The sequence below is a fragment of the Cellulomonas sp. GbtcB1 genome, from assembly GCF_019091725.1.
Lineage (GTDB): Bacteria > Actinomycetota > Actinomycetes > Actinomycetales > Cellulomonadaceae > Cellulomonas.
This window is the reverse complement of record NZ_JAGXJG010000018.1, coordinates 42,326-67,655: the sequence shown is the minus strand read 5'-3', so window position 1 is coordinate 67,655 and position 25,330 is coordinate 42,326. Positions and strand designations below refer to the sequence as shown.

25 protein-coding genes and 1 riboswitch are annotated in these 25,330 nt (G+C 77.4%); of the genes, 2 read left to right on the top strand and 23 right to left on the bottom strand.

The window, feature by feature from the left end; all coding sequences use genetic code 11:
- The 7 genes from KVT14_RS08920 to KVT14_RS08890 form a co-directional block, all read right to left on the bottom strand.
- The coding region (locus tag KVT14_RS08920; protein ID WP_217615326.1) for a DEAD/DEAH box helicase at positions 1 to 875 on the bottom strand (875 nt) is incomplete at its 3' end.
- A 10-nt stretch (positions 876 to 885) separates the two neighbouring features.
- Positions 886 to 1,812, bottom strand: a complete 927-nt coding sequence (locus tag KVT14_RS23430; protein ID WP_217615325.1) for a diacylglycerol kinase family protein — start codon at positions 1,810 to 1,812, stop codon at positions 886 to 888.
- Positions 1,809 to 2,612 (bottom strand): twin-arginine translocase subunit TatC, encoded by an 804-nt coding sequence (gene tatC / locus KVT14_RS08910; protein ID WP_217615336.1) that lies wholly within the window; start codon positions 2,610 to 2,612, stop codon positions 1,809 to 1,811. Before tatC ends, KVT14_RS23430 begins: the two co-directional genes overlap by 4 nt.
- Before the next feature lie 39 nt (positions 2,613 to 2,651).
- Positions 2,652 to 2,960 carry a Sec-independent protein translocase subunit TatA gene (gene tatA, locus KVT14_RS08905; protein ID WP_147793586.1) on the bottom strand — a complete coding sequence of 103 codons (309 nt, stop codon included), beginning with the start codon at positions 2,958 to 2,960 and terminating at the stop codon, positions 2,652 to 2,654.
- Positions 2,961 to 3,077: 117 nt separating this feature from the next.
- A complete protein-coding gene (locus KVT14_RS08900) occupies positions 3,078 to 3,419 on the bottom strand; it encodes a hypothetical protein (protein WP_147793587.1) in 342 nt (113 codons plus the stop codon).
- Between the two features lie 17 nt (positions 3,420 to 3,436).
- Positions 3,437 to 4,450: a YafY family protein gene (locus KVT14_RS08895; protein WP_217615324.1), complete on the bottom strand. Its 1,014-nt coding sequence runs from the start codon at positions 4,448 to 4,450 to the stop codon at positions 3,437 to 3,439.
- Positions 4,443 to 5,531, bottom strand: coding sequence for a YafY family protein (locus tag KVT14_RS08890; protein WP_217615323.1), 1,089 nt, complete (start codon positions 5,529 to 5,531; stop codon positions 4,443 to 4,445). The genes KVT14_RS08895 and KVT14_RS08890 overlap by 8 nt, the downstream gene beginning before the upstream one ends.
- A gap of 34 nt (positions 5,532 to 5,565) precedes the next feature.
- Between KVT14_RS08890 and KVT14_RS08885 the strand changes: the two genes are divergently transcribed.
- Positions 5,566 to 6,810 (top strand): DUF3866 family protein, encoded by a 1,245-nt coding sequence (locus tag KVT14_RS08885; protein WP_217615322.1) that lies wholly within the window; start codon positions 5,566 to 5,568, stop codon positions 6,808 to 6,810.
- Positions 6,811 to 7,043: 233 nt separating this feature from the next.
- Positions 7,044 to 9,026, top strand: a complete 1,983-nt coding sequence (locus tag KVT14_RS23135) for an HNH endonuclease signature motif containing protein (RefSeq protein ID WP_217615321.1) — start codon at positions 7,044 to 7,046, stop codon at positions 9,024 to 9,026.
- Positions 9,027 to 9,279: 253 nt separating this feature from the next.
- On the opposite strand, the gene KVT14_RS08875 is transcribed toward KVT14_RS23135, so the two are convergent.
- The 16 genes from KVT14_RS08875 to coaBC form a co-directional block, all read right to left on the bottom strand.
- Complete coding sequence (locus tag KVT14_RS08875) at positions 9,280 to 9,864, bottom strand: PH domain-containing protein (protein ID WP_217615320.1); 585 nt, start codon at positions 9,862 to 9,864, stop codon at positions 9,280 to 9,282.
- A 54-nt stretch (positions 9,865 to 9,918) separates the two neighbouring features.
- Positions 9,919 to 10,767 carry an ATP phosphoribosyltransferase gene (hisG, locus tag KVT14_RS08870; RefSeq protein WP_217615319.1) on the bottom strand — a complete coding sequence of 283 codons (849 nt, stop codon included), beginning with the start codon at positions 10,765 to 10,767 and terminating at the stop codon, positions 9,919 to 9,921.
- A gap of 63 nt (positions 10,768 to 10,830) precedes the next feature.
- Positions 10,831 to 11,094: a phosphoribosyl-ATP diphosphatase gene (locus KVT14_RS08865; protein ID WP_166943152.1), complete on the bottom strand. Its 264-nt coding sequence runs from the start codon at positions 11,092 to 11,094 to the stop codon at positions 10,831 to 10,833.
- Positions 11,095 to 11,153: 59 nt separating this feature from the next.
- On the bottom strand, positions 11,154 to 11,852 hold the full coding sequence (gene pnuC / locus KVT14_RS08860; RefSeq protein ID WP_217615318.1) for a nicotinamide riboside transporter PnuC: 699 nt from the start codon (positions 11,850 to 11,852) through the stop codon (positions 11,154 to 11,156).
- Complete coding sequence (gene ribH, locus KVT14_RS08855; RefSeq protein WP_217615317.1) at positions 11,849 to 12,319, bottom strand: 6,7-dimethyl-8-ribityllumazine synthase; 471 nt, start codon at positions 12,317 to 12,319, stop codon at positions 11,849 to 11,851. Before ribH ends, pnuC begins: the two co-directional genes overlap by 4 nt.
- Positions 12,316 to 13,737, bottom strand: coding sequence for a 3,4-dihydroxy-2-butanone-4-phosphate synthase (gene ribB, locus KVT14_RS08850; protein ID WP_308160982.1), 1,422 nt, complete (start codon positions 13,735 to 13,737; stop codon positions 12,316 to 12,318). Before ribB ends, ribH begins: the two co-directional genes overlap by 4 nt.
- Positions 13,734 to 14,411 carry a riboflavin synthase gene (locus KVT14_RS08845; protein WP_217615316.1) on the bottom strand — a complete coding sequence of 226 codons (678 nt, stop codon included), beginning with the start codon at positions 14,409 to 14,411 and terminating at the stop codon, positions 13,734 to 13,736. The genes ribB and KVT14_RS08845 overlap by 4 nt, the downstream gene beginning before the upstream one ends.
- A complete protein-coding gene (gene ribD / locus KVT14_RS08840) occupies positions 14,411 to 15,415 on the bottom strand; it encodes a bifunctional diaminohydroxyphosphoribosylaminopyrimidine deaminase/5-amino-6-(5-phosphoribosylamino)uracil reductase RibD (protein WP_217615334.1) in 1,005 nt (334 codons plus the stop codon). Before ribD ends, KVT14_RS08845 begins: the two co-directional genes overlap by 1 nt.
- Before the next feature lie 140 nt (positions 15,416 to 15,555).
- Positions 15,556 to 15,689, bottom strand: a riboswitch (FMN riboswitch).
- A 131-nt stretch (positions 15,690 to 15,820) separates the two neighbouring features.
- Positions 15,821 to 16,489, bottom strand: coding sequence for a ribulose-phosphate 3-epimerase (gene rpe, locus KVT14_RS08835; protein WP_217615315.1), 669 nt, complete (start codon positions 16,487 to 16,489; stop codon positions 15,821 to 15,823).
- Positions 16,490 to 16,544: 55 nt separating this feature from the next.
- Entirely contained in the window at positions 16,545 to 18,167 is a 1,623-nt protein-coding gene (locus tag KVT14_RS08830; protein ID WP_217615314.1) for an RsmB/NOP family class I SAM-dependent RNA methyltransferase, read from the bottom strand.
- On the bottom strand, positions 18,164 to 19,126 hold the full coding sequence (fmt, locus tag KVT14_RS08825) for a methionyl-tRNA formyltransferase (protein WP_217615313.1): 963 nt from the start codon (positions 19,124 to 19,126) through the stop codon (positions 18,164 to 18,166). The genes KVT14_RS08830 and fmt overlap by 4 nt, the downstream gene beginning before the upstream one ends.
- Before the next feature lie 26 nt (positions 19,127 to 19,152).
- Positions 19,153 to 19,854 (bottom strand): DUF1345 domain-containing protein, encoded by a 702-nt coding sequence (locus KVT14_RS08820; protein ID WP_217615312.1) that lies wholly within the window; start codon positions 19,852 to 19,854, stop codon positions 19,153 to 19,155.
- A gap of 57 nt (positions 19,855 to 19,911) precedes the next feature.
- The gene (locus KVT14_RS08815; protein WP_217615311.1) at positions 19,912 to 20,523 is read right to left on the bottom strand and encodes an HAD family phosphatase; all 612 of its coding nucleotides are present in this window, start codon (positions 20,521 to 20,523) and stop codon (positions 19,912 to 19,914) included.
- Positions 20,520 to 22,814 carry a primosomal protein N' gene (locus KVT14_RS08810; protein ID WP_308160981.1) on the bottom strand — a complete coding sequence of 765 codons (2,295 nt, stop codon included), beginning with the start codon at positions 22,812 to 22,814 and terminating at the stop codon, positions 20,520 to 20,522. Before KVT14_RS08810 ends, KVT14_RS08815 begins: the two co-directional genes overlap by 4 nt.
- A 41-nt stretch (positions 22,815 to 22,855) precedes the next feature.
- Positions 22,856 to 24,064 carry a methionine adenosyltransferase gene (gene metK, locus KVT14_RS08805; RefSeq protein ID WP_217615310.1) on the bottom strand — a complete coding sequence of 403 codons (1,209 nt, stop codon included), beginning with the start codon at positions 24,062 to 24,064 and terminating at the stop codon, positions 22,856 to 22,858.
- A gap of 35 nt (positions 24,065 to 24,099) precedes the next feature.
- Positions 24,100 to 25,323: a bifunctional phosphopantothenoylcysteine decarboxylase/phosphopantothenate--cysteine ligase CoaBC gene (gene coaBC / locus KVT14_RS08800; RefSeq protein WP_217615309.1), complete on the bottom strand. Its 1,224-nt coding sequence runs from the start codon at positions 25,321 to 25,323 to the stop codon at positions 24,100 to 24,102.
- Positions 25,324 to 25,330: the final 7 nt, after the last annotated feature.

Genomic DNA, 25,330 nt, shown 5'->3' with positions numbered 1-25,330 from the left:
CCGCCCGGCCGCCGGCCGCCCGGGCCGCGGAACCCGCGGTCGCCCGCGCCCCGGCGCCCGCGGTGCGGCGCGTCCGACGCGCGCTCCGCCCGGCGCAGCAGGTGCGCGAGCTCGGGGTTGATCGGCGGGTTCTTCCCAGGCGCCGTCGGGTCCACGTGGCCGGCATACAGGTCGAGCAGGTCGTCCCGGACCAGCACGTGCTGGCCGAGCGGCACGGGCCGGTGCTCGCTCACGACCACGGCGGTGTCGCCGCGGACGGTGCGCAGCCAGTCGCCGAACTCCTCCGCGTTCGACACGGTGGCGGACAGCGACACCAGCTGCACGTCGTCGGGCAGGTGGATGATCACCTCCTCCCACACCGGGCCGCGGAACCGGTCGGCGAGGTAGTGCACCTCGTCCATCACGACGAACCCGAGCCCGTCGAGCGTGCTCGACCCGGCGTAGAGCATGTTGCGCAGCACCTCGGTCGTCATCACGACCACCGGCGCCTCGCCGTTCTGGGTGGTGTCGCCGGTCAGCAGGCCGACCTGCTCCGCCCCGTACCGGCGGACCAGGTCGTGGTACTTCTGGTTCGACAGGGCCTTGATCGGCGTCGTGTAGAACGCCTTCCTGCCCGTGGCGAGCGCCAGGTGCACGGCGAACTCGCCGACGACGGTCTTGCCCGCGCCGGTGGGCGCCGCGACGAGCACGCCGCTGCCGCGCTCCACCGCCTCGCAGGACTCGACCTGGAAGTCGTCGAGCGGGAAGTCCAGGAGCTGCCGGAACCGGGCGAGCTCGCTCTTCTCGGCCTGCGCCCGGCGCCGCGCGGCGGCGTACCGCTCGGCCGGGGACAGCTCGTCGGGCTCGGGGGTGCGTGCCGTGCTGCGTCGTGCCACGCGCCCCACCCTAGGTCGGGTCGGCCGCCAGCACCCGGACTGCGCCCGGCACGACCTCCGCGAGCAGCGGCAGCGCGCCGATCCGTTCGCCGTCGGCGTGCGCCTCGGGCGGCGTCCCACCGAGGTGCGGCGCGGGCTCCACGAGCACGCGGCGGCTGCGGATCACCTGCACCTGCGGGTGCCGCACGTGCCGGCCGGCGTACATGCCGGGGAAGATCCGGACGACGCCGGCCCGGCTGAACGGGCCGGCCACGACGACGTCGAGCAGCCCGTCGTCCAGGCGCGCGTCCGGGGCGATCCGGATGCCCCCGCCGATCCACGGGCCGTTGGCCGCGACGACCACGGTGCCCGCCGACTCCCAGACGCCCTCGTCCGTGGTGAGCCGGTAGCCGTACGGGCGGAACGCCCGCAGCTCGGGCACGAGCGCGCGCACGTAGCGGGCGGAGCCCCGCGGCCAGGCGAGCGCGTTGGCGCGCGCGTTCACGGCCGCGTCGATGCCGCAGGACAGCGCGCCCAGGTACCACTCGCGGGCGGCCTGAGCGGGCGAACCCACCCGGACCGCGTCGATCGTGCGGGGCCCCGTCAGCAGCGCGCGCTCGATCGCCGCGACCGACGCCGCGACGTCCCCGCGGGGCAGCCCGAGGGCGCGCGCCACGTCGTTGCCCGTGCCGCCCGCGACGATGCCCAGCGGCAGGTCCGTCTCGGCCACGACGTTCGCGCCCAGGTGCACCAGGCCGTCGCCGCCGACCACCACGAGCGCGTCGAGCCCCGCCACCGCCGCGCGGCGCGCGTGCGCCGTCGCGGTGCGCAGGTCCCGGGCGGTCAGGTCCTCGACCCGGTGCCCGCGGCGGCGCAGCGCGTCCAGCACCGCCGCACCCACACCGGTCCCGCGCCCCTTGCCCGCCACGGGGTTCACCACCACCCCGAGGTGGCTCACGTGGCGAGCGTCCCGTCCGCGGTGCCGGTGCTGGTGCCGCCGAGGCCCTCGGCGCCCCGGGCGTGCTCGGCCTCTGCCAGCCGCTTGTCCGCGCGCCGGTCGTGCAGGACGCACACGCCCAGCGCCGCGAAGTACAGCCCGCAGATGGGCAGGGCCATGACGATCATCGTGATCGCGTCCGGCGTCGGCGTCATCACCGCGGCGAACACGAACGCGAGCAGCACCGCCCACCGCCAGCCCTTGGCCCACGTGCTCGCGCGGACCAGGCCGACCAGGTTGATGCACACCATGACCACCGGCAGCACGAACGCCAGGCCGAACGCCAGGACGAACCGCATGACGAAGCTCAGGTAGGCCTGCGCGTCGATGAAGTTCGAGGCGCCCTCCGGCGTGAAGTCCGTCAGCACCTTGACCGCGGTCGGCAGCGTCCAGGCCGACAGGCCCGCGCCGGCCAGGAACAGCGGCACCGAGGCCGCGAGGAACCCGACGGCCGACCGCTTCTCCCGGCGGGTCAGGCCGGGCGTGATGAACGCCCACAGCTGGTACAGCCACCACGGGCTCGACACGATGACGCCGAGGAACAGCGCCACCTTGATCTGCATGTCGAACGCGCTGGCCAGGCCGGCGAAGTTCACCGACACCCTGCCGTCGCGACCCGCCGCCGTGTCGAGCAGCGGCTGCTGGAGCAGCTCGAACACCGGCTCGTACAGGAACCAGCCGGCCACCGCGCCGACCGCCAGCCCGATCGCGGCCAGGAACAGCCGCTTCCTCAGCTCGAGCAGGTGCTCGCGCAGGGGCATCCGGCCCTCGGGGTCGGGCCGCCTCTTGCGCGCCACGGATCAGGCGCTGGGGGTGGTGCTGCCGCTCGCCGGAGGCTGGTGGCCGGGCTGGTCGAGCGAGGGCGCGGGCGCCGCGGACGGGGCGGGGTTGACGACGGGGCCCTGCGCGAGCGGCGGGGCCGGGTCGGCCGTCGGGGGCGGCGCGGGCGCGGTGCGCGGCTCGTCCTCCGACAGGTCCTTGACCTCCCGCTTGAAGATGCGCAGGGACTCGCCCACGGACTTCGCCAGGTCCGGCAGCCGTCGCGCCCCGAACAGCAGGAGGATCACGACGAGCAGCACACCGATGTGCCAGGGCTTCAGGGCGTTCATGACGTTCCTGTCGGACGGGAGACGTTGACCCGTCGATCCTAACCGGCACCACCCCCGGTGCGGGTGAACCGGTCGCGGGGCGGGTGCGGCGCGTGCGGCGCGGGGCGCGCGCGGGGGTCAGCGCGTGTAGGCGCGCCAGCCCTCGCGGGTCCGGCGGTCGCGCTCGCGCCGGCGCTCCCGGCGCTCGTGCGCCTGCTCGCGGAGCACCGCCCAGCGGTCCCGCGCCTCGTCGGGATCCGGCAGCAGCGCGGCCTCCCGGGCGGCGCGCGCGGCGCGCTCGGCCTCCTGCGCCTGCTCGGCGAGCGTCGATGCGTGCTCCGCGAGCTGCCCGAGCACCTCGGACGCCTCCCGCAGCTCGGCGACGAGCGCGCGGAACCGGCGCCACAGGTCGCGGCCGAGGAAGAACGCGCCGACCAGGGTGCCGACGACCAGCACCGACCACACGACCACCCAGACCATCGGGCCAACCTATCCCGTCAGCCCGCGGCGGGCGTGGGCTCGGCGGGCGAGGGATCGGGAGGGCCGGCCAGCGGGCCGTACGCGGCGAGCGCCGCCCGGGCCCGGGTCGCCACGTCGCGCGCGACCTCCGGCGGGCGCACCCCCAGCACGTCGTCGGCGGCCTGGAGCAGGAGGCTGCGCAGGAACGCCCGCTGGCCGACGCGCACGTCCACCTCGAACGACCCGTCCGGCAGGTTGCGCACGTCCTCGACCGGGACCGTCTCCGCGACCCAGCGGCCCGTGCTGCGCAGGTGCAGCGTCGCCACGTCGCCCTCGAGGTCGAACCGGAACTCCGCCGTCGCCCCGCGGCCGGCACCGGGGTGCGGCTCCGCCGGGACGTCCAGCACCTCCGCCGCGAGCACACGGTCCAGGCGGAACAGCCGCTCGTCGCCCGCCCGCAGGCACCACGCCTGCAGGTACGACCGCTCGTCGCTCGTCGTCATCCGCAGCGGGTCCACGTCGCGGTCGCTGGTCACGTCGGAGGCGTTCACGTACCGGATCCGCAGCCGGCGGCCCGTCGCCAGCGCCCGCCGGATCTGCGCGACCACCTCCGGCCGGCCGTCGACCGCCAGCCGCACGTCGACCGCGCCCGCGGCCTCCCCGGTCGCCGCCGTCAGCTTGGCCAGCGTCGAGCGCAGCACCTCCACCTGCTCCGGGTCGAGGGTCGGGCCGAGGTCCGCGACCATCGCGCGCAGCGCCGCGAGCAGCGTCACCGCCTCACGGGTGCCGAGGCGCAGCGGGCGGGTCATGCCGCGGGACTCCGTCAGCCGGATCTCGCCGCGGTCGTAGGAGTCCGCGTCGAAGTCGATGAGGTCGTGCGGGTAGTAGCCGGGCGTCCCGCTCATCCAGAGCGTGTCGACGTCCGCCATCACCTGCGACGGGGTCACCCCGAAGTGCTCGGCCAGCTGCTCGACGGACACGCCGTCGTTGCGGTCGAGGTAGCCGATCATCCCGAGCAGGCGCAGCAGCCGCTCGCTCGCGCGCTCAGCCACGGCGGGGCTCCTCGGTGTCGGTGGTGCCGGGCTCGGCGCCGGTGGTGGTGGGCTCGGCGCCCGTGGTGGTGGGGCCGGCGTCTCCCCCGTCGAGCGTCGCGGCGACCCGCAGCAGCCCGAGCACGGCGTCGCGCAGCTCGGGCGGGTCCGCGACCAGCACGGCGTCGCCGTACCCCGCCACCTCCTCCGCGAGCTCCCACGTCGCGCGGTAGGCCACGCGCACGAGGTCGCGGTCCGCGACGGCGGCCCGCAGCTCCGGCGCGGCGTCGGCCGGCAGGTCGGCAGGCTCGCCGCGCGCCCGGAGCGCCTCCGCGCGCTCGGCCCGCAGCGCCAGCACTGCCGTGCGCTCGTCGCGGACGTCCCAGGACAGCAGCGCGGCCTCGGTCTGCTCCGGCGTCGGCGCGTCGAACGCCCCCGCCGCGCCGACCGCGCGGACCCGGCCCTCGATCCGGCTGAGCCGGAACGAGCGCGTGCCGTCGCGGTCCACGTCGAAGCCGACCAGGAACCACCCGCCGCGGCGCGCCACGAGGCGCCACGGCTCCACGAGCCGCTCGCGCACCTCGCCCGTGCTCGCCGCCCGGTAGGTGAACCGGACCCGCTGCCGCGCCTGCACCGCGTCGAGCAGCGGCGGGAACGCGTCGCCGCCGGCCCGTACCCGCGGGGCGAGCCCGGCCGCGAGGTCGCTCGACCCCGCGCCCGCGCCGACCGCGCGCAGCTTGGTGAGCGCGCGCGACGTGTCCGCCCGCACCGACCGGTCCTGCCAGAACTCCGCGGCCAGCGACAGCGCACCCAGCTCGGCCGAGGTCAGCTCCAGCGGCGGCAGCGCGTACGCGTCCTGGTCGATCCGGTAGCCGATGTCGTCGCCGTGCCCCGCCGACGTCACGGTCGCGACCGGGATGCCGAGCTCGCGCAGCGCGTCCTTGTCGCGCTCGAACATCCGCTCGAACGACTCGTCGGACGGGGCGTCGCCGTAGCCCGCGACCGTGCGGCGGATCTGCTCCTTCGTCATCCGGCCGGGCGTGTGCACCAGGGCGATGACGAGGTTGAGCAGCCGCTCGGCGGGGTGGATCTGTTCGGGCATCGGGGACAACCGTAGTGGCCGGTAGCGTGGTCTGGTGATCACATGGCGCTCGGGCACGGTGGAGCAGGTCGGTCGGTCGTGGCCCGGGGCCCAGGAGCTGACGGTCGTCGTCGCCGACGGCGTGTCCGGGCCCGACCCCGTGACCGTGCGGGCGCTGGCCTACCCCGCCCTCGTCGGCGACCTGCTCGTCGGCGACACCGTGCTTCTCAACGTGTCGGCGCTCGCGCGCGGGCTGGGGACCGGTGGCTACGCGCTCGTCGTCGCCCCCGGGTCCCCCGACCGGCTGCCCGCCGACCCGCCCGCGGGCCCGGGCCACCTGGTCAAGGCGCGGTACACCCCGCTGCAGACGATGGTGCTCGGGGTCGACGACCAGGAGTCGCCGCACCACGACGTCCTGCGCGACGCCGACGACCTCGCGGGCCTGCCCGTCGTCGTCGCCGACCTGCACTCCGCCCTGCCGGCCGTCGTCGCGGGCGTCCGGTACGCCGACGCGCTGCTGTCCCGGCCGGGCGCGGGGGTGCCGCCGCTGCGCGTCGCCTACGTGATGACCGACGGCGGCGCCCTGCCCGCCTGGTTCTCCATGGCCGTCGCGGGGCTGCGCGACGCCGGGTGGATCGAGGCGTGCCTCACCGCCGGGCAGGCGTTCGGCGGCGACCACGAGGCCGTCACCCTGCACACCGCCCTGCTCGCCGCGCGGCACGTCGTCGGCGCGGACGTGGTCGTCGTCGCGCAGGGGCCCGGCAACCTCGGCACCGGCACGCGGTGGGGCTTCTCGGGCGTCGCCGCCGGGGAGGCCGTGAACGCCGCAGCGGTCCTCGGCGGGCGCCCCGTGGCGTCCCTGCGCGTGTCCGGGGCCGACGCGCGGGAGCGGCACCTCGGCGTGTCGCACCACTCGCTGACGGCCTACGGGCGGGTGGCGCTGGCGCCGGCGGACGTGGTGGTGCCGGTGTTCGAGCCGGCGGCGACGCCGGGTGCGGGCGACGCCGGGTCCGACGACGGCGGGGAGCCCGGCCTGCGCGTGCCCGACCCCCAGGAGCACCTCGACGCCCATCTCGCGGCCGTCGGGCGGCGGGTCGCCCACCAGGCCCGGTCGCTCGGCGAGCCCGCGGGCCGACACCGGCTCGTGGAGGTGGCGGCGGGCACCGACCTGCTCACTGCGCTCGGCGGGTCGCCGGTCCGGCTGTCGACGATGGGCCGCGGGTTGGCGCAGGACCCGGCGGCGTTCCTCGCGGCCGCCGCTGCCGGCGCGCACGCGGCGCGGCTGGCGCGCGGGGCCTGAGCACCCGGGACCTCCACGACCGGCCCGCGCCGCCCCCGCACGACCCGCGCGGCCGGCCGAGACCCCGCGACGCGAGCGGGACACGGGCGGGACGCGGGCGGGGCGCGGCCGCAGCGGATCCGGCCGCTCGCCGCGCGGACGCCGAGTCCTCCACAGGGCCGATCACCCGACGCGTCCCCAGGTTCGTGACGCCGGGCACATGGCGTGTCAGTGCTCGTCCGTAGGGTGGTGACATGCCCGCTGACCTGCACGAACCCGCTCCCGAGCCCGGCGCCGAGCCGGGCCGCAGGGTGCGCGGGCCTGGGTGCGGCGGCACGTCCGACGGCGCGTGCGGCGGCGGGTGCGGCGGCACGTGCGGCGGTGGGTCCGACTGCGCGGGCGGGGACCCGCGCCCGGGCGGGGCCGAGGCCGCGGCCGCCGTGGTCGCGGAGTACCTCGACCCCGGCCTGCCGCGGCACGAGCAGCTGGAGGAGGCGCTCGACCGCACCCCGACCGGGAGCCCGCTGGTGCGGCTGCTCGAGGCCCTGGACCCGCGCTCGCTCGACGACTACGACCTCGCCGAGCTCGCCGCCGGGTTCGCCCGCATGGCCGGGTGGGTGCACGCGAACCTCGCGGCGGTCGCGGTCGAGCTGGCCCGGCGCCCCGGCATGGCCCCGCGACCGGACCCGCGCTCCGGCCGCGGCACCGGAATCACCCCCGAGCGGGTCGCGGCCACGGCACTGTCCGCCCGGCTGCAGCGGTCACCTCAGGACACCGCCGCCCTCGTACGGGAAGGCAGCGAGTTCTCCGGCGACCTCGCCGCCACCGGGCAGGCGCTGCGGGCCGGCCGGATCAGCGTGCCGGCGGCCCGCGCGATCGCCGCCCGGCTCGCCGACCAGGTGACCTGGGTGTCCCAGCCGGTGCAGGACTACGTGCTGCCCCGCGCGGAGCACTCGACGGTCAGCCAGGTCCGGGCCGACCTCGAGCGCGCCCTGCTCGACGTGGACCCCGAGCACGCGCAGGACCGGCGCGACGCGGCCCGCGCACAGCGGCGCGTCACCCACCCGCGGGCGCTGCCCGACCAGATGGCTGAGATGCACGTCGTGCTGCCCGCCGAGCACGCGGTCGGGATCGACACCGCCCTGGAGCAGGCGGCCCGCTCCGCCCGCGCCGGCGGCGACCCCCGCACTCTCGACCAGCTGCGCGCCGACGGACTCGTCGACGCCGTCCTGACCGGCGCGCCGCCCGCCACCGGCAGCGACGCCGAGACCTCGCCCGCGGCGGTCCCGGGGTTCCTGCCGACGCCGAAGGATGGCGGCCGGGCGCGAGCCGGGACGACGACCCACGGCGGAGTGGGCGGCGGCACGACGGCCCACGGCGAGGTCGGCGGCGGCACGACGATCCGCGGCGGGGTGGGTGACAGGGTCTGCGGCGACGCCGACATCGACGCCGGGGTCACCCGCGCCCCTGCGTCCGCGTCGTCCCCGGGCTCCTCCCGGACCGCCGGGCCGCGCGACCCGCGCACCCACGTCCTGGTGACCGTCCCGCTGTCCTCCCTCATCGGCCAGGACGACACCCCGGCGGACCTCGCCGGCTACGGACCGATCGACGCCACGACCGCACGCGCCCTCGCCCAGGGCGGCGTCTGGCGCCGCCTGGTCGTCGACGACCTGTCCGGCTCGGTCCTGGACGTCGGACGCACGACCTACCGGCCGCCCGCCGCCCTCGCCGACCACGTCAGGTTCCGGGACCGGACCTGCACCTTCCCCGGCTGCCCCGTGCCCGCACACCGGTGCGACCTCGACCACAGCGACGACTGGTCACCCGCGCCCGACGACCCCCGACCTCCGGGCACCACCAGCCACACCAACCTCGGACCGGCCTGCCCCCGCCACCACCGCGCGAAGCACCAGGCCCGGTTCGACGCGCGCCAACCCGAACCCGGGGTGCACGACTGGACCGACCCCACCGGCCACCGCTACCGCACCCGTCCCGGCACCGGCCAGCCCACCGAACACCTCACCGGACCCCGCCGCGCCCGCGGCACCCCGCCGCCCGGCGGCACGCGCGTGCCGTCGCCGACCACCGCCGGTGGCCAGTCGCCGAGCACCGCTGGCGGCCCGCCGCGAAGCGCCTCGGGCGGCGGACTGCCGACCACCGCGGGTCACCAACCGCCGCCGAGTACCAGAACGCCCCCGCCAGGGCGCGGAGCCGAGGACGACCCACCGCCGTTCTGACGCGTCTCGTCGAGCGCTGCGGGCGCACGGTGCGTGGACGGCCGCGCGGGGGCGGCCGCGCGGTCCGGGCGCATGGCGCATGGCGCATGGCGCGTGGCGCGTGGCGCGTGGCGCGGTCGCATCAGCGCGCGGTCCGGCCGCGCGGTGCGTGGCGCGGGCGCACCGCTGCGCGGTCCGGGCGCACGGCGCGCGGCGCACGCGCACACCGGTGCGGCGTGCCGGTGCTCCCCCACCTGCCGGGTCGGCTGGAGAACTAGTCGTCCCCGTCGGCGCGCTGGCGCACGGCCACCAGGGTCGCCAGCCGCTTCGCCTCGCGCCGGGCCCGCTCGCCGTCGGAGCGCTGCACGCCCATCACCGCGAGGGTGTCCCCGTCGTCGAGGTCCAGCTGGACCCACGGCCGGCCCTCGCCGAACCGCACCCAGACGATCTCGCCCCACGCGACGGTCCGGGTGCTCGCGAGGTTCCGGACCCGCAGCCCCTCCGCGGTGGGCGTGGCGGAGACGGTGGCCTGCCGCCACAGGAACCCGACGATCGCCAGACCGACGAGCGCGATCCCGCTGAGGTCGGCCGTGGACCAGCCCTCGACGCCGGTGGTGGCGAGCAGCACGATCAGCAGGGCGGTCGCCAGGGCGACGACGACGGCCAGCGCGCCGGTCACCACGCGCGCGGCGCGCGGGCGGAACACGTCGTCGAGCGCGGGCCGCCGGCCGGCGTCGCCACCGCCTCGCCCGGAGTCGGCCCCGCCGGGCGAACCGTCGCCCGCACCACCACCGCCGCCGCGGCCCGGGACCGGTCCGCCGTCCCCGCCGCCCGGGCCCCGCCCCGACTCCCCCGTCATCGCCTGCCGCCCGAGTCTCGCCTCGGCTCCCCCGTCATCGCCTGTCGCCCCGGGTCAGAGCCGGCAGGCGTGGATCGACGTGACGAGGATGGCCCGCGCGCCGACGTCGTACAGCGCGTCCATGACGCGGTTGGTCTCGGAGCGCCGCACCATGGCGCGGACGGCGGACCAGTCGCGGTTGTGCAGGGGCGACACCGTCGGAGACTCGAGGCCGGGGGTGATGGCGACGGCCTGCTCGACGAGCGCGGTCGGCACGTCGTAGTCCATGAGGACGTACTCGCGGGCGGTCAGCACGCCCTGGATCCGACGGGTGAGCACGTCGAGACCGGCGGGCTCCTCGACGTCGGCCCGGCGCACGAGCACGGCCTCGGACCTGAGGATCGGCTCGCCGAAGACGTCGAGGCCGGCCGCGCGCAGGGTGGTGCCGGTCTCGACGACGTCGGCGATCACGTCGGCCACGCCGAGCCGGATCGCGGTCTCGACGGCGCCGTCCAGCCGGACGACCTCGGACGGCACGACGCCCTGGCCGCGCAGGTAGTCGGCCACGAGCACGGGGTACGACGTGGCGACGCGCCGGCCGGCGACCTCACGGACGTCGTTCATCTGGCCGGCCTGGGTCGCGAACCGGAAGGTCGACCGGGCGAAGCCGAGCTGCAGGTGCTCGGTGGCGGGCGACTCGGAGTCGAGCAGCAGGTCGCGGCCGGTGATGCCGACGTCGACGGTGCCGGTGCCGACGTAGACGGCGATGTCGCGGGGGCGCAGGAAGAAGAACTCGACGCCGTTGTCGGCGTCGGGCAGGACGAGCTCGCGGGAGTCGCGGCGCTGGCGGTAGCCCGCCTCGCGCAGCATGTCGGAGGCGGGCTCGGCGAGCGAGCCCTTGTTCGGGACGGCGATCCTCAGCACGGGGGTTCTCCGGGGGTGTTCAGGTGTGGCAGGGGGCGGCGGGGTCGAGCGGGCCGGGGCCGGTCAGAGGTGGGCGTACACGTCCTCGAGCGTGAGGCCCTTCGCGACCATGAGCACCTGCAGGTGGTAGAGGAGCTGGGAGATCTCCTCGGCGGTGCGGGCGTCGCCCTCGTGCTCGGCGGCCATCCAGACCTCGGCGGCCTCCTCGACGATCTTCTTGCCGATCGCATGGACGCCGGCGTCCAGCTCCTTGACGGTGCCCGATCCTGCGGGCCGGGTGGCCGCCTTCTCGGTGAGCTCAGCGAACAGCGCGTCGAACGTCTTCACGCCCGCCAGGGTAGACGGTCGGACGCCCTCCCCCGGTCCGGCGTCCAGCGCCCGGGCGCTCACCCCTCGACCCCCGCCGCCGCCGTGACCTGCTGCGGCTCGGACTCGCGCCGTGCCCGCCACCAGACGACGAAGCCCGAGATCACGACGCCCGCGTACACGAGGTACAGGAACGCCGACGGGTAGTAGCCCGCGCTGAGCAGCAGGGGCACGCCGACGGCGTCGACGGCGATCCAGATGAGCCAGAACTCGATCCAGCCGCGTGCCATGCCGTAGGTCGCAAGCAGGGAGCCGACGAAGATCCACGCGTCCGCCCACGGCCCCCACGACCCGAGGGCCTGGAAGACCAGGGCGCACACGACGGTCCCGAGGACGCCGACGACCCCGAGCTGGATCCAGCCCGACCGCCCGGCCCACCGAGGCACCACGGCCGGCGCGTCGGGGTCGCCGTGCTCGCGCGCGACGCGGCGGGCCTGCGACCAGCGCACCCAGCCGTAGACCGCGACGGCGACGAAGAACACCTGCCGGCCCGCCTGACCGTAGAGGTCACGGGCCTGCGGGGTGTGGAACACGCCCCCGAGGAACACGGTGAACAGCAGCACGTTGCCGACGATGCCCACGGGCCACGCCCACACCTTGCGGCGCAGGCCGCCGAGCGCGGACGCGAGGCCGAACAGGTTGCCGATCACCTCCCGCCAGAGGACGGGGTGCCCGGCGACGACGAGCTGGGCGTCGAACAGCCAGCCGAGGACGTTCACAGCCCGCGCAGCGCGACGACGGTCGCGACCGCCGCCTCCGCCGCCTCCGCGCCCTTGTCCTCGTGCGAGCCCTCGAGGCCCGCGCGGTCGAGCGCCTGGGCCTCGTCGTCGCAGGTGAGCACGCCGAACCCGACCGGGACGCCGGTCTGCACGGCGACGTCGGTGAGGCCGGAGGTCGCGGCCTGGCAGACGTAGTCGAAGTGCGGGGTGCCGCCGCGGATGACGACGCCGAGCGCGACGACCGCGTCGTAGTCCCCGGACCGGGCGAGCCGGCCGGCCGCGACCGGGAGCTCGAACGTGCCGGGCACGCGCACCTCGCGGACGTCGGTGACGCCGACGGCGGCGAGCGCGCGCCGGGAGCCGGCGAGCAGGCCGTCCATGACGGTGGTGTGCCAGCTGGCCGCGACGACGGCGACCCGCAGGCCGCTGCCGTCGGTGGTGAGGGTGGGAGCGCCGCTGCCGCTCATCGTGCGTCCTCCGTGCGAGACGTGGTGGCCGGGCCCGAGGGGGTGGGGCCCGTGGGGGTGGTGGGTGTGCTGGTGGGGGTGGTGGGTGTGCTGGTGGGGGTGGTGGGTGTGCTGGTGGGGGTGGTGGGTGTGCTGGTGGGGTGCGCGTCGAGGCCGGGCAGCAGGTGCCCCATCGCCCGCGCCTTGGTGCGCAGGTAGGCCTCGTTGTGCGCGGTCCGCCCGACCTCGAGGCCGCGCACGTCGGCCACCTCGATGCCGTGGGCCGTGAGCCCGGCGACCTTGGCCGGGTTGTTGGTGAGCAGGGTGATCCGCCGGGCGCCGAGGTCCGCGAGGATCGCCGCGGCGGCGCCGTACTCGCGCCGGTCGGCGGGCCAGCCGAGGTCGATGTTCGCCTCGACGGTGTCCCGCCCCTGGTCCTGCAGGGAGTAGGCGCCGATCTTCGCGAGCAGGCCGATCCCCCGGCCCTCGTGCCCGCGCAGGTAGACGACCGCGCCGCCCTCGCGCGCCGCCAGGTCCAGCGCGGCGTCGAGCTGCGGGCCGCAGTCGCAGCGTGCGGAGCCGAACGCGTCCCCGGTCAGGCACTCGGAGTGCACCCGCACCACGGGCTGGTCGGCGAGGCCCTGCGCGGCGACCAGCGCGACGTGGTCGGCGCCCGTCCGCAGGTCGCGGTAGGCGTGCACCCGGAAGTCGCCGTGCCGGGTCGGCAGGACGGCGCTGTGCGCGCGGTGCACCCGGCGCCCCGGCGCGGCCGCGGCCGCCTCGGCACCCGGCGCGGGCTCGGCGGGCAGGTCGTCGTGCGCGGTGCGCCACGCGATCAGGTCGGCGATGGTGAGCACGACCAGGCCGTGCTCGCGCGCCAGGGCCGCGGTGGCGGGCAGCCGCATCATCGTGCCGTCGTCGTGCACGAGCTCGGCGATCGCGGCGACCGGCTCGACCCCGGCGAGCCGGCACAGGTCGACGGCGGCCTCGGTGTGCCCCGCGCGGTGCAGCACGCCGCCCGGCACGGCCCGCAGGGGCAGGACGTGCCCGGGACGGATGAGGTCCTCGGTGCCCGACGCGGGGTCCGCGAGGACGTGCAGGGTGCGCGTGCGGTCGGCGGCGGAGATGCCGGTCGCCACGCCGTGCGCGGCGTCGACGGTCACGGTGTACGCGGTCCGCCGGGGGTCCTGGCTCTGCGGGACCATCAGCGGCAGGTCGAGGGCGTCCGCGCGGGCCCCGGTCATGGGCGCGCACAGGTAGCCCGACGAGTGCCGGATGGTCCAGGCGACCCACTCCGGCGTGGCGAGCGCGGCGGCCAGGATGACGTCGGCCTCGTTCTCGCGGTCCTCGGAGTCGGCGACGAGCACCGGGCGCCCCGCGCGGAGCTCGTCGAGGGCCTGCTCGACGGTGCCGAGCGCGATCGGCTCGACGGCGGTCACCGCGCCACCCCCGCGGTCGTGCCGGCCCCGGCGACCGCGCCGGCGGACAGCAGCCGCTCGACGTACTTGGCGAGCACGTCGACCTCGAGGTTCACCCGGGTCCCGACGGCGGCGTCCCCGAGCGTCGTCTCGGCGAGCGTGGTCGGGATGAGCGACACCCCGAACCAGTCCGGCCCGACCGCTGTCACGGTGAGCGAGACGCCGGCGACCGCGACGGAGCCCTTCTCGGCGACGTACCGGGCGAGCGCCGGGTCGAGCGCGATCTCCACCTCGTCCCACCGTGGGCCCGGCGTCCGCCGCCGGACGGTGCCCACGCCGTCGACGTGGCCCTGGACGACGTGGCCGCCGAGGCGGGCGTCGGCGCGCACGGCGCGCTCGAGGTTGACCGGCGAGCCGGGCGCCAGGTCGGCGAGCGCGGTGCGCCGCAGCGACTCCGGCATGACGTCGACGACGAAGGTGCCGTCACCGGGGAGGTCGGTGACGGTGAGGCAGACCCCGGACACCGCGATCGAGTCGCCGTGCCGGGCGTCCGAGGTGACCAGCGGGCCGCGCAGCACGAGCCGCGCGTCGCGGTCGTCCCCGGCGGCGGCGTCGCCGCACGCCCCGCCCGTCCCGCCCGGGGCCAGGTCCAGCTGCACCACGGTGCCGACCTCCTCGACGATGCCGGTGAACATCAGCGCTCCTCCTCCTCGACGTCGGCCACGACGAGCACGTCGGGCCCCAGCTGTCGCACCTCGCGGGTCCGCAGCCGCAGCGCGTCCCCGATCGTCCCGATGCCCAGGTCGGCCACAGCGGGACGACCAGCGCCCAGCAGCACCGGGGCCAGGTACGCGTGCACCTCGTCCACGACCCCGGCGCGCAGGAACGCCGCCGCGAGCGTGGGCCCGCCCTCGACGAGCACCCGGCGGACCTCGCGCTCGTGCAGCGCGGCCAGCGCCGCGCGCGGCTCGCGGGTCCGCAGGTGCAGCACCTCGCCGCCCGGGCCGGCGAGCCGCCCGCCGGCCGGCAGGTCCCGCTCGCCGACGACGACCCGCAGGGGCTGGTGCGCGGCCAGGGTCCCGTCGGCGGCGCGCGCGGTGAGCGCGGGGTCGTCCGTCAGCGCGGTGCCGGTGCCGACGACCAGGGCGTCCACCTCCGCGCGCAGGGCGTGCGCGTGCGCACGGGCCTCGGGCGAGGTGATCCACCGGCTCGACCCGTCCGCGGCGGCGACGCGGCCGTCGAGCGTGGCGGCGAGCTTGAGCGTCACGTGCGGACGCCCCCGCTCGACGGCACGCAGCCACGGGCCGAGCAGCTCCCGGCCGGCGGTCTCCTCGACGCCGAGCACCACCTCGACGCCGGCGGCGCGCAGCCGCGCGGCTCCCCCGGCGGCGGCCGGGTTGGGGTCGGGGACGGCGACGACGACGCGCGCGACGCCGGCCTCCAGCAGCGCGACCGAGCACGGTCCGGTGCGTCCCGTGTGGTCGCAGGGTTCGAGCGTGACGACGGCGGTGGCGCCGCGGACGTCGTGCCCGCGAGCCCGGGCGTCGGCGAGCGCGGCGACCTCGGCGTGCGGGGTCCCCGCGCCGCGGTGCCAGCCCTCGCCCAGGACGCGGGCACCGGGGCCGAGCAGCACGCAGCCGACGCGCGGGTTCGGCCCGTGCGCGGGCCCGCGGCGGGCGAGGTCCAGGGCGCGCGCCATCGCGTCCCGCTCGACCTCAGCCGGCTCGACCGCCGTCCGCGTGCCCACTCCCGCTCCCTCCGACCGACAGGTCTCCGGGGTGCGGGCGGCGCACGGGTGCACGACGTCCACGGCGCACCCGGCTCACGCCGAGCACGCCGCCACGACTCCTCCCATCCGGACTTTCACCGTCGGTCCTGGAGTTCCACCAGGTCAACCGCTCGCGCCGTGAGGCGTCTGCGGGTCGCGGACTGTCACCGCCGGCTCGGACTTTCACCGACCCCGGAGCACGTGTGTGTGTTCTACCGAACGATGATGCCACACGCGGCATTCCCGCCTGCGCGGGGCCGGGGGTCAGCGGCGGGGCGCCCGGTGCGAGGGCGCCGATCGCGCCCTCCGCGGATGGCCGGTCGTGGTCTGCGCCCGTCAGCGCCGCGCCAGCGCGCCGTCCGCCAGGCCGCGCAGCGCGTCGATCTCCGCGTTCGGGTCGTCGGCCCCGTAGACCGCGGACCCGGCGACGAAGACGTTCGCCCCGGCGGCGGCCACGGTCTCGACGGTGTCGCGGGACACCCCGCCGTCGACCTGGATCCACGTGTCGGCGCCCTGCTCGTCGATCGCGGCGCGCAGCCGGCGGATCTTCGGCAGCGTGCCCTCGATGAACGCCTGGCCGCCGAACCCGGGCTCGACGGTCATGACGAGCACCATGTCGAACTCCGGCAGCAGGTCCAGCAGCGGCTCGACGGGCGACGCCGGCCGCAGCGCGATGCTCGCCCGGGCGCCGGCCGCGCGGATCTCCCGGGCCAGCCGGACGGCGGCCTGCGCGGCCTCGGCGTGGAAAGTGACGGAGGCGGCGCCGGCGTGCGCGTAGTCGACGGCCCACCGGTCGGCGGCCTCGATCATGAGGTGCACGTCGATCGGCACCGGCGACACCTCGATGATCCGCCGCACGACCGGCAGCCCGAGCGTGAGGTTGGGCACGAAGTGGTTGTCCATGACGTCCACGTGCGCCCAGTCGGCCCGGCTGATCCGGTGCAGGTCGCGCTCGAGGTTGGTGAAGTCGGCGGACAGGATGCTGGGGCTGATCTGCGCGTGCACCCGCCCAGGGTATCGGCGCCCGCCGCGACCCGCCGGTCGCCCGGCACCGGGGTGGTCAGGCAGTCCGGCGCAGCAGCGTGAGGTGCATGGCGTCGGTGCCGTGCGCGTGCGGCCAGAGCTGCGCGTCCTCCCGCTCGGGCAGGTCGAGGCCGGGCGCGATGCCGTGCAGCACGGCCGGCGCGTCGAGCACCTCGACCTCCAGCCCGGCCTTGCGCGCGGCGCGCGTGGCGTCGAGCACTGCGAGCCGGGTCTCGGCCAGCACCGGCGAGCACGTGACGTAGGCGACGACCCCGCCGACCCGCACCGCGCGCAGGGCCGACCCGAGCAGGTCCCGCTGCAGGACCGTGAGCTGGGCCAGGTCCGACGGCGTGCGCCGCCAGCGCGACTCCGGGCGGCGCCGCAGCGCACCCAGCCCCGTGCACGGGGCGTCGAGCAGCACGCGGTCGTAGCCGCCGGGCTCGGCCTCGCCGACCTCGCGGCCGTCGCCGACCCGCACGTCCTCCACGGCGCCCTCGGGCGCGGCGGACACCGCCTGCCGCACGAGCCGGGCGCGGTGCGGCTGCACCTCGTTGGCCACGAGCCGCGCGCCGCGCTCCCCCGCGAGCGCGGCCAGCAGGGCGGCCTTGCCGCCGGGGCCGGCGCACAGGTCGAGCCAGCGCGCGTCGGGGCCGTCGAGCGGCGCGTCCGCCAGCGCGAGCGCGACCAGCTGGCTGCCCTCGTCCTGCACGCCCGCGGTCCCGGCGCGCACGGCGGACAGGCCGGCCGGGTCGCCGCCGCCCGCGAGCGTGACCGCGGTCGGCGACCACCGGCCCGGGGCGGCGTCGGGGCCGGCGGCGGCGAGCAGGTCGTCGCGGTCGGCGAGCCCCGGCCGCGCGACCAGCGACACCCGCGGCGCCTCGTTGTCCGCCGCGAGCAGCGCGCCGAGCTCGTCGGCCTGCCGCCCGTGGCCGACCAGGGCCTCGCGCAGCGCGCGGGTGACCCAGGCGGGGTGGCTGTCGACGGCCGACAGCCGGGCCACGGCCTCGGTGCCCGCCGGGTCGGCCGCGTCCCCGATCCGCTCGAGCCAGACGTCGAGCGGCTCGCGGGACACGGCCCGCAGCACCGCGTTCACGAACTGCGCGGGCCCCGCGCCGACCTGCTCGCGCACGAGCCCGACGGTCTCGGACACCGCGGCGTGCGGCGGCACCCGCATGCCGAGCAGCTGGTGCGCGCCGAGCCGCAGCGCGTCGAGCACCGGCGGGTCGACCTGGTCGAGCGAGCGTCCGGTGCACTGGGCCAGGACCGCGTCGTACCGGCCCTGGAGCCGGAGGGTGCCGTACGCCAGCTCGGTGGCGAAGCCCGCGTCGCGGCCCCGGATGCCGCGCTCGCGCAGCAGCGGGGGCAGCACGAGGTTCGCGTAGGCGTCGGAGTCCGCCACGGTGCGCAGGACGTCGAACGCCGCGGTGCGGGCCGGGTCGGACGACCGGCGGCGCGCGGACGGCGCGGCGGCGGTGCGGTCGCGGGGGCCCAGGCGGGACGCGGGGCGCTGGCGCCCGGCGGCGTCGCGGTGCCGGCCACCCTGGCCCTGCTCCTCGGAGCGGCGCCGCTCGCCGCCCTGGCCCGACGGTCCCGGCCGACCACCCTGGCCGCCTCGACCGCCCGGGCGACCCCCGCCGCCCTGATCGCTCCGCTCGCTCACGCCTGCACCCCCTGGCCGGCCGCGTCGTCCCGGCCGAGCACGGTGCCCTCGTCGAGCCGGGCGCCCCGCGCCCAGTCGGCCGCGGCCATCGCGCGCTTGCCCGCGGGCCGCACCTCCCCCAGGCGGACGGCGTGCGTGCCGGTGCCGACCAGCACCTCGCCGCGCCCGACGCGCACCGCGCCGGGGGCGAGGTCGGTCACCTCGGGCACGAGACGCACCGGGCCGAGTCCGAGGCGCGCGCCGTCGGGCAGGGTGGTCCACGCGCCGGGCGCGGGCGTGCAGCCTCGGACCCGGCGGTCGACGGCCATGGCGGGGTGCTGCCACCGCACGCGGGCGTCGTCGGTCGTGAGCCGCGGCGCGAGGCTGATGCCGTCGGCGGGCTGCGGCACGGGCGTGAGGACGCCGTCCTCGAGCGCGTCGAGGGTCTTCACCAGCAGGTCGGACCCGGCGTCGGCGAGCCGCCCGAGCAGGTCGCCCGAGGTGTCGAGCGGCCGGATGGTCTCGGTGAGCGTGCCGAGCACGGGCCCGGTGTCCAGCCCGGCCTCCAGCAGGAACGTCGACGCCCCGGTCACCTCGTCGCCGGCGATGATCGCGTGCTGCACCGGCGCCGCGCCGCGCCAGGCCGGCAGGACGGAGAAGTGCAGGTTGACCCAGCCGAGCCGCGGCAGGCCGAGCACGGCGGGCGGGACCAGGTTGCCGTACGCCACGACGGGCGCGGCGTCCGGGGCGATCGCGGCGATCCGCGCCTGCGCCTCGGGGTCCTTGAGCGTGGCCGGCGTCAGCACCTCGATGCCCGCCTCGAGCGCGCGCTCCTTGACCGGGCTCGGCGTGAGCGTCCGGCCGCGGCCCGCGCGGGCGTCGGGGCGGGTCAGGACGGCGACGACCTCGTGGCGGGAGGCGAGCAGGGCGTCCAGGGAGGGCAGCGCCACCGCGGGCGTCCCGGCGAAGAGCAGGCGCATGGGCACCGATCCTAGTGCCGCGCGGGTCAGGACCCGAGCCCGCCGAACAGCAGCGACACCATCATCGCCACGACCACGGAGTTGAAGGCGAACGCGAGCAGCACGTGCGTGCGCGCCAGCGTCCACGCGGCCCGCGACCGCATGTGCCCCGACACCGTCGCCGCCATGGCGGACAGCAGCACGGCGAGCGTGAGGTAGTCGCCGAACCGCGGGTCCCCCTCGACGTCGACCGTCAGGTGCCGTTCCCCGTCGTCGCGCCGCCCCTGGTCGAGCCGGAGGTACTGCAGGGTGAACGCGTAGACCATCTGCGCCCAGGAGCACGCGACGTTGACCAGCCCGAGCGCGATGTACGTCCAGTCGTCGCGGTAGCGGGGGTCCTGCGCGATGAGGATCGTGACCGCGACGGCGACCACGGCGGCGGCCATGGTCCAGCTCGTCGCCCCGCCGTACCCGAGCAGCCGGTTCCACCACCGCCGCCCGAGGGTGCGCTCGCGCCACGCGCTCGCCACCAGGCCCCGCGGTCCGCGCCGGGCGTAGGTGACGTGCGTCCACACCAGGTACACACCCGTGAAGACGGGCCACATGGCGAGGTAGAACGTGATCGCCGCCGCGCCGGGGCCGACCCCGAGCCGGTCCCCGCGGATCGCCAGCACCCCGACGGCGGTCGCGAGGGCGACGACGAAGCTGACGTTGGCGCGGACGTTGTCGCTCACGTAGCGGCTGGCCATGGCCCCGATCCAAGCAGAGCGCCGCGGCGCCCGCGGGCCGGTGTGCCGCCCACCGCGTCAGCCCGGCAGCGCCCCGCGCGCGACGAGGTCCCCCCGCAGCGCCGCCGCACCCGTGAACAGCACGGCCTGGTACCCCAGCGCCGCGGCGCCCGCGACGTTCGCAGGGCTGTCGTCGACGAACACCGTCCGCGCCGGCTCCAGCCCGTGCCGTTCGGCGAGCACCGCGAAGATCCGCGGGTCCGGCTTCACCACGCCCTCCCGGCCCGACACGACGACGGCCTCGAGCCGTCCGATGACGGGCGCGACCGCCTCGCCGTGGTGGTACGTCTCGGCGGACCAGTTCGTGAGCCCGAGCACCCGGACGCCCGCCGCCCGCAGGTCGTCGACGACCTCGGCGCTGCCCGGCACCGGTCCCGGCAGGGCGTGCGCGAACCGCTCGACGTACAGGTCGACGGTCGCGGCGTGCTCCGGGTGCGTGCGCGCGACCTCGTCGCGGGCCTCCCGCCAGGACCGGCCGGCGTCCTGCCGGAGGTTGAGCGCCGGGAAGTCGACGTCGGCGAGGAACCGCTCGACCTCCGCGTCGGCGAGCACGCCGTCGAAGGCCCGCTCGGCCTCCCAGCGCACCAGGACGTTCCCCAGGTCGAACACGACGGCGTCGACGGCGGTCACAGCATCTCCTCCGGGTCGAGCCGCACGCGCACGGTCCCGCCCTCCCGGCGGGCGCTGCGGACGGCGAGGGACGCGGCCAGCGACCGCGCGAGGGCCCGCCCCTGCGCCACCGGCACCCGGACGAGCGTGCGGACGGGCGGGTCGAGCGACTCCTGCACGGCGGCGGTGCCGGGCGCGAGGGGTTCGGGCTGCGGCACCGGACCGAGCACGTCGGAGCCCTCCGGCAGCTCGACGCGCGCGAGCACCGCGGCGACGACCTCCCGGGTCCCGACCAGCTCGGCGACCCGGACGACCGGGGGCAGCCGCACCTCCGCCCGCTCGGCGAGCTCGCGCTCGGCGAGGCCCACCGGGTCCCAGCGCACGAGCGCCTGCGTGGGCCGCTCCGCGCCGTCGCCGACGAGCAGCACGACGCCGCCGTCCCGGGACGACCGGACGAGCGCGGCCGCGGCGAGCCAGCGGCGCAGCGCGTCCTCCGTGGCGCGCAGCGAGGTGGACCCCGTCGTGACCGCGGCGTCCAGCAGCACCGCCGCGGCGTAGCCGCCGGGTGCGACGGGCTCGGCGCCGATGGTCGACACGACCAGCGCGGGCCGGTCCGGCACCTCCGCGAGCACGCCGGAGCGCGCGCCCGAGTGCCGCACCGTCACCCCGGGGAAGGCGCGACCGAGCTCCTCCGCGGTCCGGTCGGAGCCGACGGCGACGGACCGGAACGTGCCGTTGCCGCACGCCTCGCACCGCCACCCGATCGCCAGGCGGCCGCACCACCGGCACTGCGCCGTGCCGTCGCCGGACGTCAGCGCCAGCGGCCCGTGGCAGTGCGCGCACCGGGCGACCTCCCGGCACCGGGCGCAGGCGACCGCCGGGAGGTAGCCCGCCCGCGGCACCTGGACGAGCACCGGCCCGTCGGCGAGCCGGTCCCGGATCGTGCGCCACGCCTCGCCGGGGAGCCGCGCGGCCGCCGCCGCGCCCTCGCGGGCGAGCTCGACGCTGGTGAGCGCCCGCACGCGCGGGGTCCGGGCGCGCACGACGTCCCGGTCGGCCGCGACGGGCCGGACCCAGCCGGACGCGACGAGCGCCTGCACCTCGGTGGAGCGGGCGTGCGCGGCGAGCAGCAGGCCGCAGCCCTCGAGCTCGGCGCGCAGGCCCAGGACCTCACGGACGTGCGGGTACGGCGCGCGCGGCTCGGCGTGCAGGTCGTCGCCGTCGTCCCAGCACACCGCGAGCCCCAGGTCACGGACGGGGGCGAACGCCGCGGCCCGGGTGCCCACGACCACGCGGGCGTGCCCGCGGAGCACCGCGAGGAACGCGCGGTACCGGCGGGCCGGGCCGTCGTCGGCCATGAGCCGCACGTGGCTCGCGTCGGTGCCGTCCGGGGTCCACGCGGGGACGCCGGCGGCGACCAGCGCGGCGCACACCCGGTCGACGTCCCGGGCGTCCGGCACGACGACGAGGGCACCGCGGCCGCTCGCCAGCGTGGCCCGGGCGGCCTCGGCGACGCCGTCGGGCCAGCGCTCCCCCGCCGGGCCGGGCAGGGCGGACCAGGCGGCTCGCGGGGAGCCGCCTGCGGCGAGGTGGGCGAGGAACGCGGGGCCACCCCGGTAGGGCGCCCACGCGGGGACGGGGCCGCCGGCCGCAGGCGCAACACCGCCAGGCGCAGGCACGGCACCATCGGGCGCTGACGCGGCACCGCCGGGCGCAGGCACGGCACCGCCGGGCGCAGGCACGGCACCGCCGGGCGCAGGCACGGCACCGCCGGGCGCAGACGCGGCACCGCCCCCCGGCGCCCCGGCCGGCGGCACCTCCCCCTCGGTCCGCGCGTGCCGGGGCGGCACCGCGAGCCGGAGCACGTCGGCGAGCGTCCCGGCGTACCGGTCCGCCACGGCCCGGGCCAGCCGCCCGACGGCCGGGGTCAGCACGGCCTCGGGCGACACCACCCGCCGCAGCGGCACGAGGGCGCCGTCGTGCTCCGGCTCGGCGGTCCGGTCGAGCACGTACCCGTCGACGTCCTGCGACCCGAACCGCACCTTGACCCGCGTCCCCGGCACCGCGGCGTCGGCGAGCGTCGCCGGCACGAGGTACTCGAACGGCCGGTCCAGGTGCGCGGGCGCGAGCTCGACGGCGACCCGCGCCACGGGCAGGTCGGTGGCGGGCTCGACGTCGACGTCCCGCGCGCGGGCGCGCCGCCGCGGCCGGGCGGCAGCGCCGGCTCCGCGCGCACCCGCGCCCCGCGCGCCGCCGGCCGACCCCGCCGCGCCGACCGCGTCGAGCCCGAGCAGCGTCGGCTGCTCGGACACGGGGGCCCCCGCCGGGTCGGGTCCGTCCGCCACGCGGTCGCTCAGGACAGGGCGGAGCGCAGGGCGTCCACGCGGTCGGTGCGCTCCCAGGTGAACTCGGGCAGGTCGCGACCGAAGTGGCCGTACGCGGCGGTCTTCCGGTAGATCGGCCGCAGCAGGTCGAGGTCCCGGATGATCGCGGCGGGGCGGAGGTCGAACACCTCGCGGATCGCCGCGGTCAGCCGGTCGACCGGCACGGTCTCGGTGCCGAAGGTCTCGACGTACAGGCCGACGGGGTGCGCCTTGCCGATCGCGTACGCGACCTGGACCTCGCAGCGGCGGGCCAGCCCCGCGGCGACGACGTTCTTGGCGACCCAGCGCATCGCGTACGCGGCAGAGCGGTCGACCTTCGACGGGTCCTTGCCGGAGAACGCGCCGCCGCCGTGCCGGGCCATGCCGCCGTAGGTGTCGACGATGATCTTGCGGCCGGTGAGGCCCGCGTCGCCCTGGGGGCCGCCGACCACGAACTGGCCGGTCGGGTTCACGAGCAGCCGGTAGTCGCTGACGTCGAGGTCCAGGCCGGCGGCCTCGAGCACCGGAGCCACCACGTGCTCGGCGATGGCCGGCGCGAGCTCGGTCTCCAGGTGCACGCCCGGGCCGTGCTGGGTCGACAGCACGACGGTGTCGAGCCGTACGGCGCGGTCGCCGTCGTAGCCCACGGTGACCTGGGTCTTGCCGTCGGGGCGCAGGTTCGGGACCACGCCCTCCTTGCGGACGAGCGCGAGGCGCTCCGCGAGCCGGTGCGACAGCCAGATCGGCAGCGGGAGCAGGCTCTCGGTGTCGTCCGAGGCGTAGCCGAACATCAGGCCCTGGTCGCCCGCGCCCTGCAGGTCGAGCGGGTCGTGGTCGGACGCGTCCTGCCGGGACTCCCACGCCTTGTCGACGCCCTGGGCGATGTCGGGCGACTGCTGGCCGATCGACACGGACACGCCGCACGAGTCACCGTCGAAGCCGATGTCGGAGGACGTGTAGCCGATGCCCCGGACGACCTGCCGGATGATCTGCGGGATCTCGACGTACGCCGTGGTCGTGACCTCGCCCGCGACGTGCACCAGGCCCGTGGTCACCATCGTCTCGACCGCCACGCGGGCGGTGGGGTCCTGCTCGAGGATCGCGTCGAGGATGGAGTCGGAGATCTGGTCGCAGACCTTGTCCGGGTGCCCCTCCGTGACGGACTCGGACGTGAAGAGGCGCATGTCGGCGATGGTCATGCGCACAGGCTAGCGGGGCGCGGGGACAACCGGAGTCACGCGGGCAGCACGCGGACCACGGCGTCCCAGAGCCCGTCGGCGACCGCGTCCTTGCTGCCCTCGGCCGTCGCGACCACCTCGCCGCGGGCGTCCAGGACCGTCACGGCGTTGCGCTCGGCGCCGAACCCGAGGCCGCCGCCGACCGCGTTCACCGCGAGCAGGTCCGCCCCTTTGCGCCGGGCCTTGGCCCGGCCGTGGTCGAGCACGCCGCCCGTGTCGTCGCCCGTCTCGGCGGCGAACCCGACGACCACCTGGCGACGCCCGTCGGCCCGGGGCGGGTCGGCGACCAGCCCGGCGAGCACGTCGGGGTTCTGCACCAGCTCCAGCGGCGGCACGGAGCCGTCCGCCTGCTTCTTGATCTTGTGCGCGGACCCGGTGGCGGGCCGGAAGTCCGCCACGGCCGCGGCCATGACGACCACGTCGGCCTCCGCGGCGGCGGCGCGCACGGCGTCCTGCAGCTCGGCGGTGGTCTCGACCTCGACGACACGCACGCCCGCCGGCGGGCGGACGCCGAGGTTCGCGGCGACCAGCGTCACCCGGGCACCGCGCGCCTGGGCGGTCCGCGCGAGGGCGACGCCCTGCTTCCCGGAGGACCGGTTGCCGAGGAACCGCACGGGGTCCAGCGGCTCGCGGGTCCCGCCCGCCGACACGACGACGGTGCGCCCGGCGAGGTCCTGAGGCCGGGGCTTGCCCTCGGGGTCGACCAGCGCGAGCGCGGCCGCGGCGATGGCGTCCGGCTCGGGCAGCCGGCCGGGGCCGCTGTCGGCGCCGGTCAGCCGGCCGGAGTCGGGGTCGAGCACGTGCACGCCGCGCTCGCGCAGCGTCGCGACGTTGGCGCGGGTCGCCGGGTGCTGCCACATCTCGGTGTGCATGGCCGGGGCCATGAGCACCGGGCAGGTCGCGGTGAGCAGCGTGGCCGCGAGCAGGTCGTCGGCGCGCCCCGAGGCCGCGCGGGCCAGCAGGTCCGCGGTGGCGGGCACGACGACGACCAGGTCGGCCTGGCGCCCGAGGCGCACGTGGGCGACCTCGGGCACGTCCTCGAAGACCTCGGACGTCACCGGGTGCCCGGACAGCGCCTCCCAGGTGGCGCGCCCCACGAACTCCAGGGCCGCCCGGGTGGGCACGACGCGGACGTCGTGACCCGCCTCGGTGAACGTCCGGAGCACGTGGGCGGCCTTGTACGCGGCGATGCCGCCGGCGACGCCGAGGACGATGCGCACGTCAGCG

Excerpts from the sequence above, each read along its gene's own strand:
- KVT14_RS08820 (WP_217615312.1), bottom strand. The coding sequence starts at position 19,854 with ATGGCCAGCCGCTACGTGAGCGACAACGTCCGCGCCAACGTCAGCTTC.
- ribH (WP_217615317.1), bottom strand. The coding sequence starts at position 12,319 with ATGAGCGGCAGCGGCGCTCCCACCCTCACCACCGACGGCAGCGGCCTG.
- metK (WP_217615310.1), bottom strand. The coding sequence starts at position 24,064 with ATGACCATCGCCGACATGCGCCTCTTCACGTCCGAGTCCGTCACGGAG.
- ribD (WP_217615334.1), bottom strand. The coding sequence starts at position 15,415 with ATGGCGCGCGCCCTGGACCTCGCCCGCCGCGGGCCCGCGCACGGGCCG.
- tatC (WP_217615336.1), bottom strand. The coding sequence starts at position 2,612 with ATGCCCCTGCGCGAGCACCTGCTCGAGCTGAGGAAGCGGCTGTTCCTG.
- KVT14_RS08890 (WP_217615323.1), bottom strand. The coding sequence starts at position 5,531 with ATGCCCGAACAGATCCACCCCGCCGAGCGGCTGCTCAACCTCGTCATC.
- fmt (WP_217615313.1), bottom strand. The coding sequence starts at position 19,126 with ATGCGCCTGCTCTTCGCCGGGACGCCCGCGGTGGCGCTGCCCTCCCTG.
- KVT14_RS08900 (WP_147793587.1), bottom strand. The coding sequence starts at position 3,419 with ATGGTCTGGGTGGTCGTGTGGTCGGTGCTGGTCGTCGGCACCCTGGTC.
- KVT14_RS08845 (WP_217615316.1), bottom strand. The coding sequence starts at position 14,411 with ATGTTCACCGGCATCGTCGAGGAGGTCGGCACCGTGGTGCAGCTGGAC.
- KVT14_RS23135 (WP_217615321.1), top strand. The coding sequence starts at position 7,044 with ATGCCCGCTGACCTGCACGAACCCGCTCCCGAGCCCGGCGCCGAGCCG.
- tatA (WP_147793586.1), bottom strand. The coding sequence starts at position 2,960 with ATGAACGCCCTGAAGCCCTGGCACATCGGTGTGCTGCTCGTCGTGATC.
- KVT14_RS08875 (WP_217615320.1), bottom strand. The coding sequence starts at position 9,864 with ATGACGGGGGAGTCGGGGCGGGGCCCGGGCGGCGGGGACGGCGGACCG.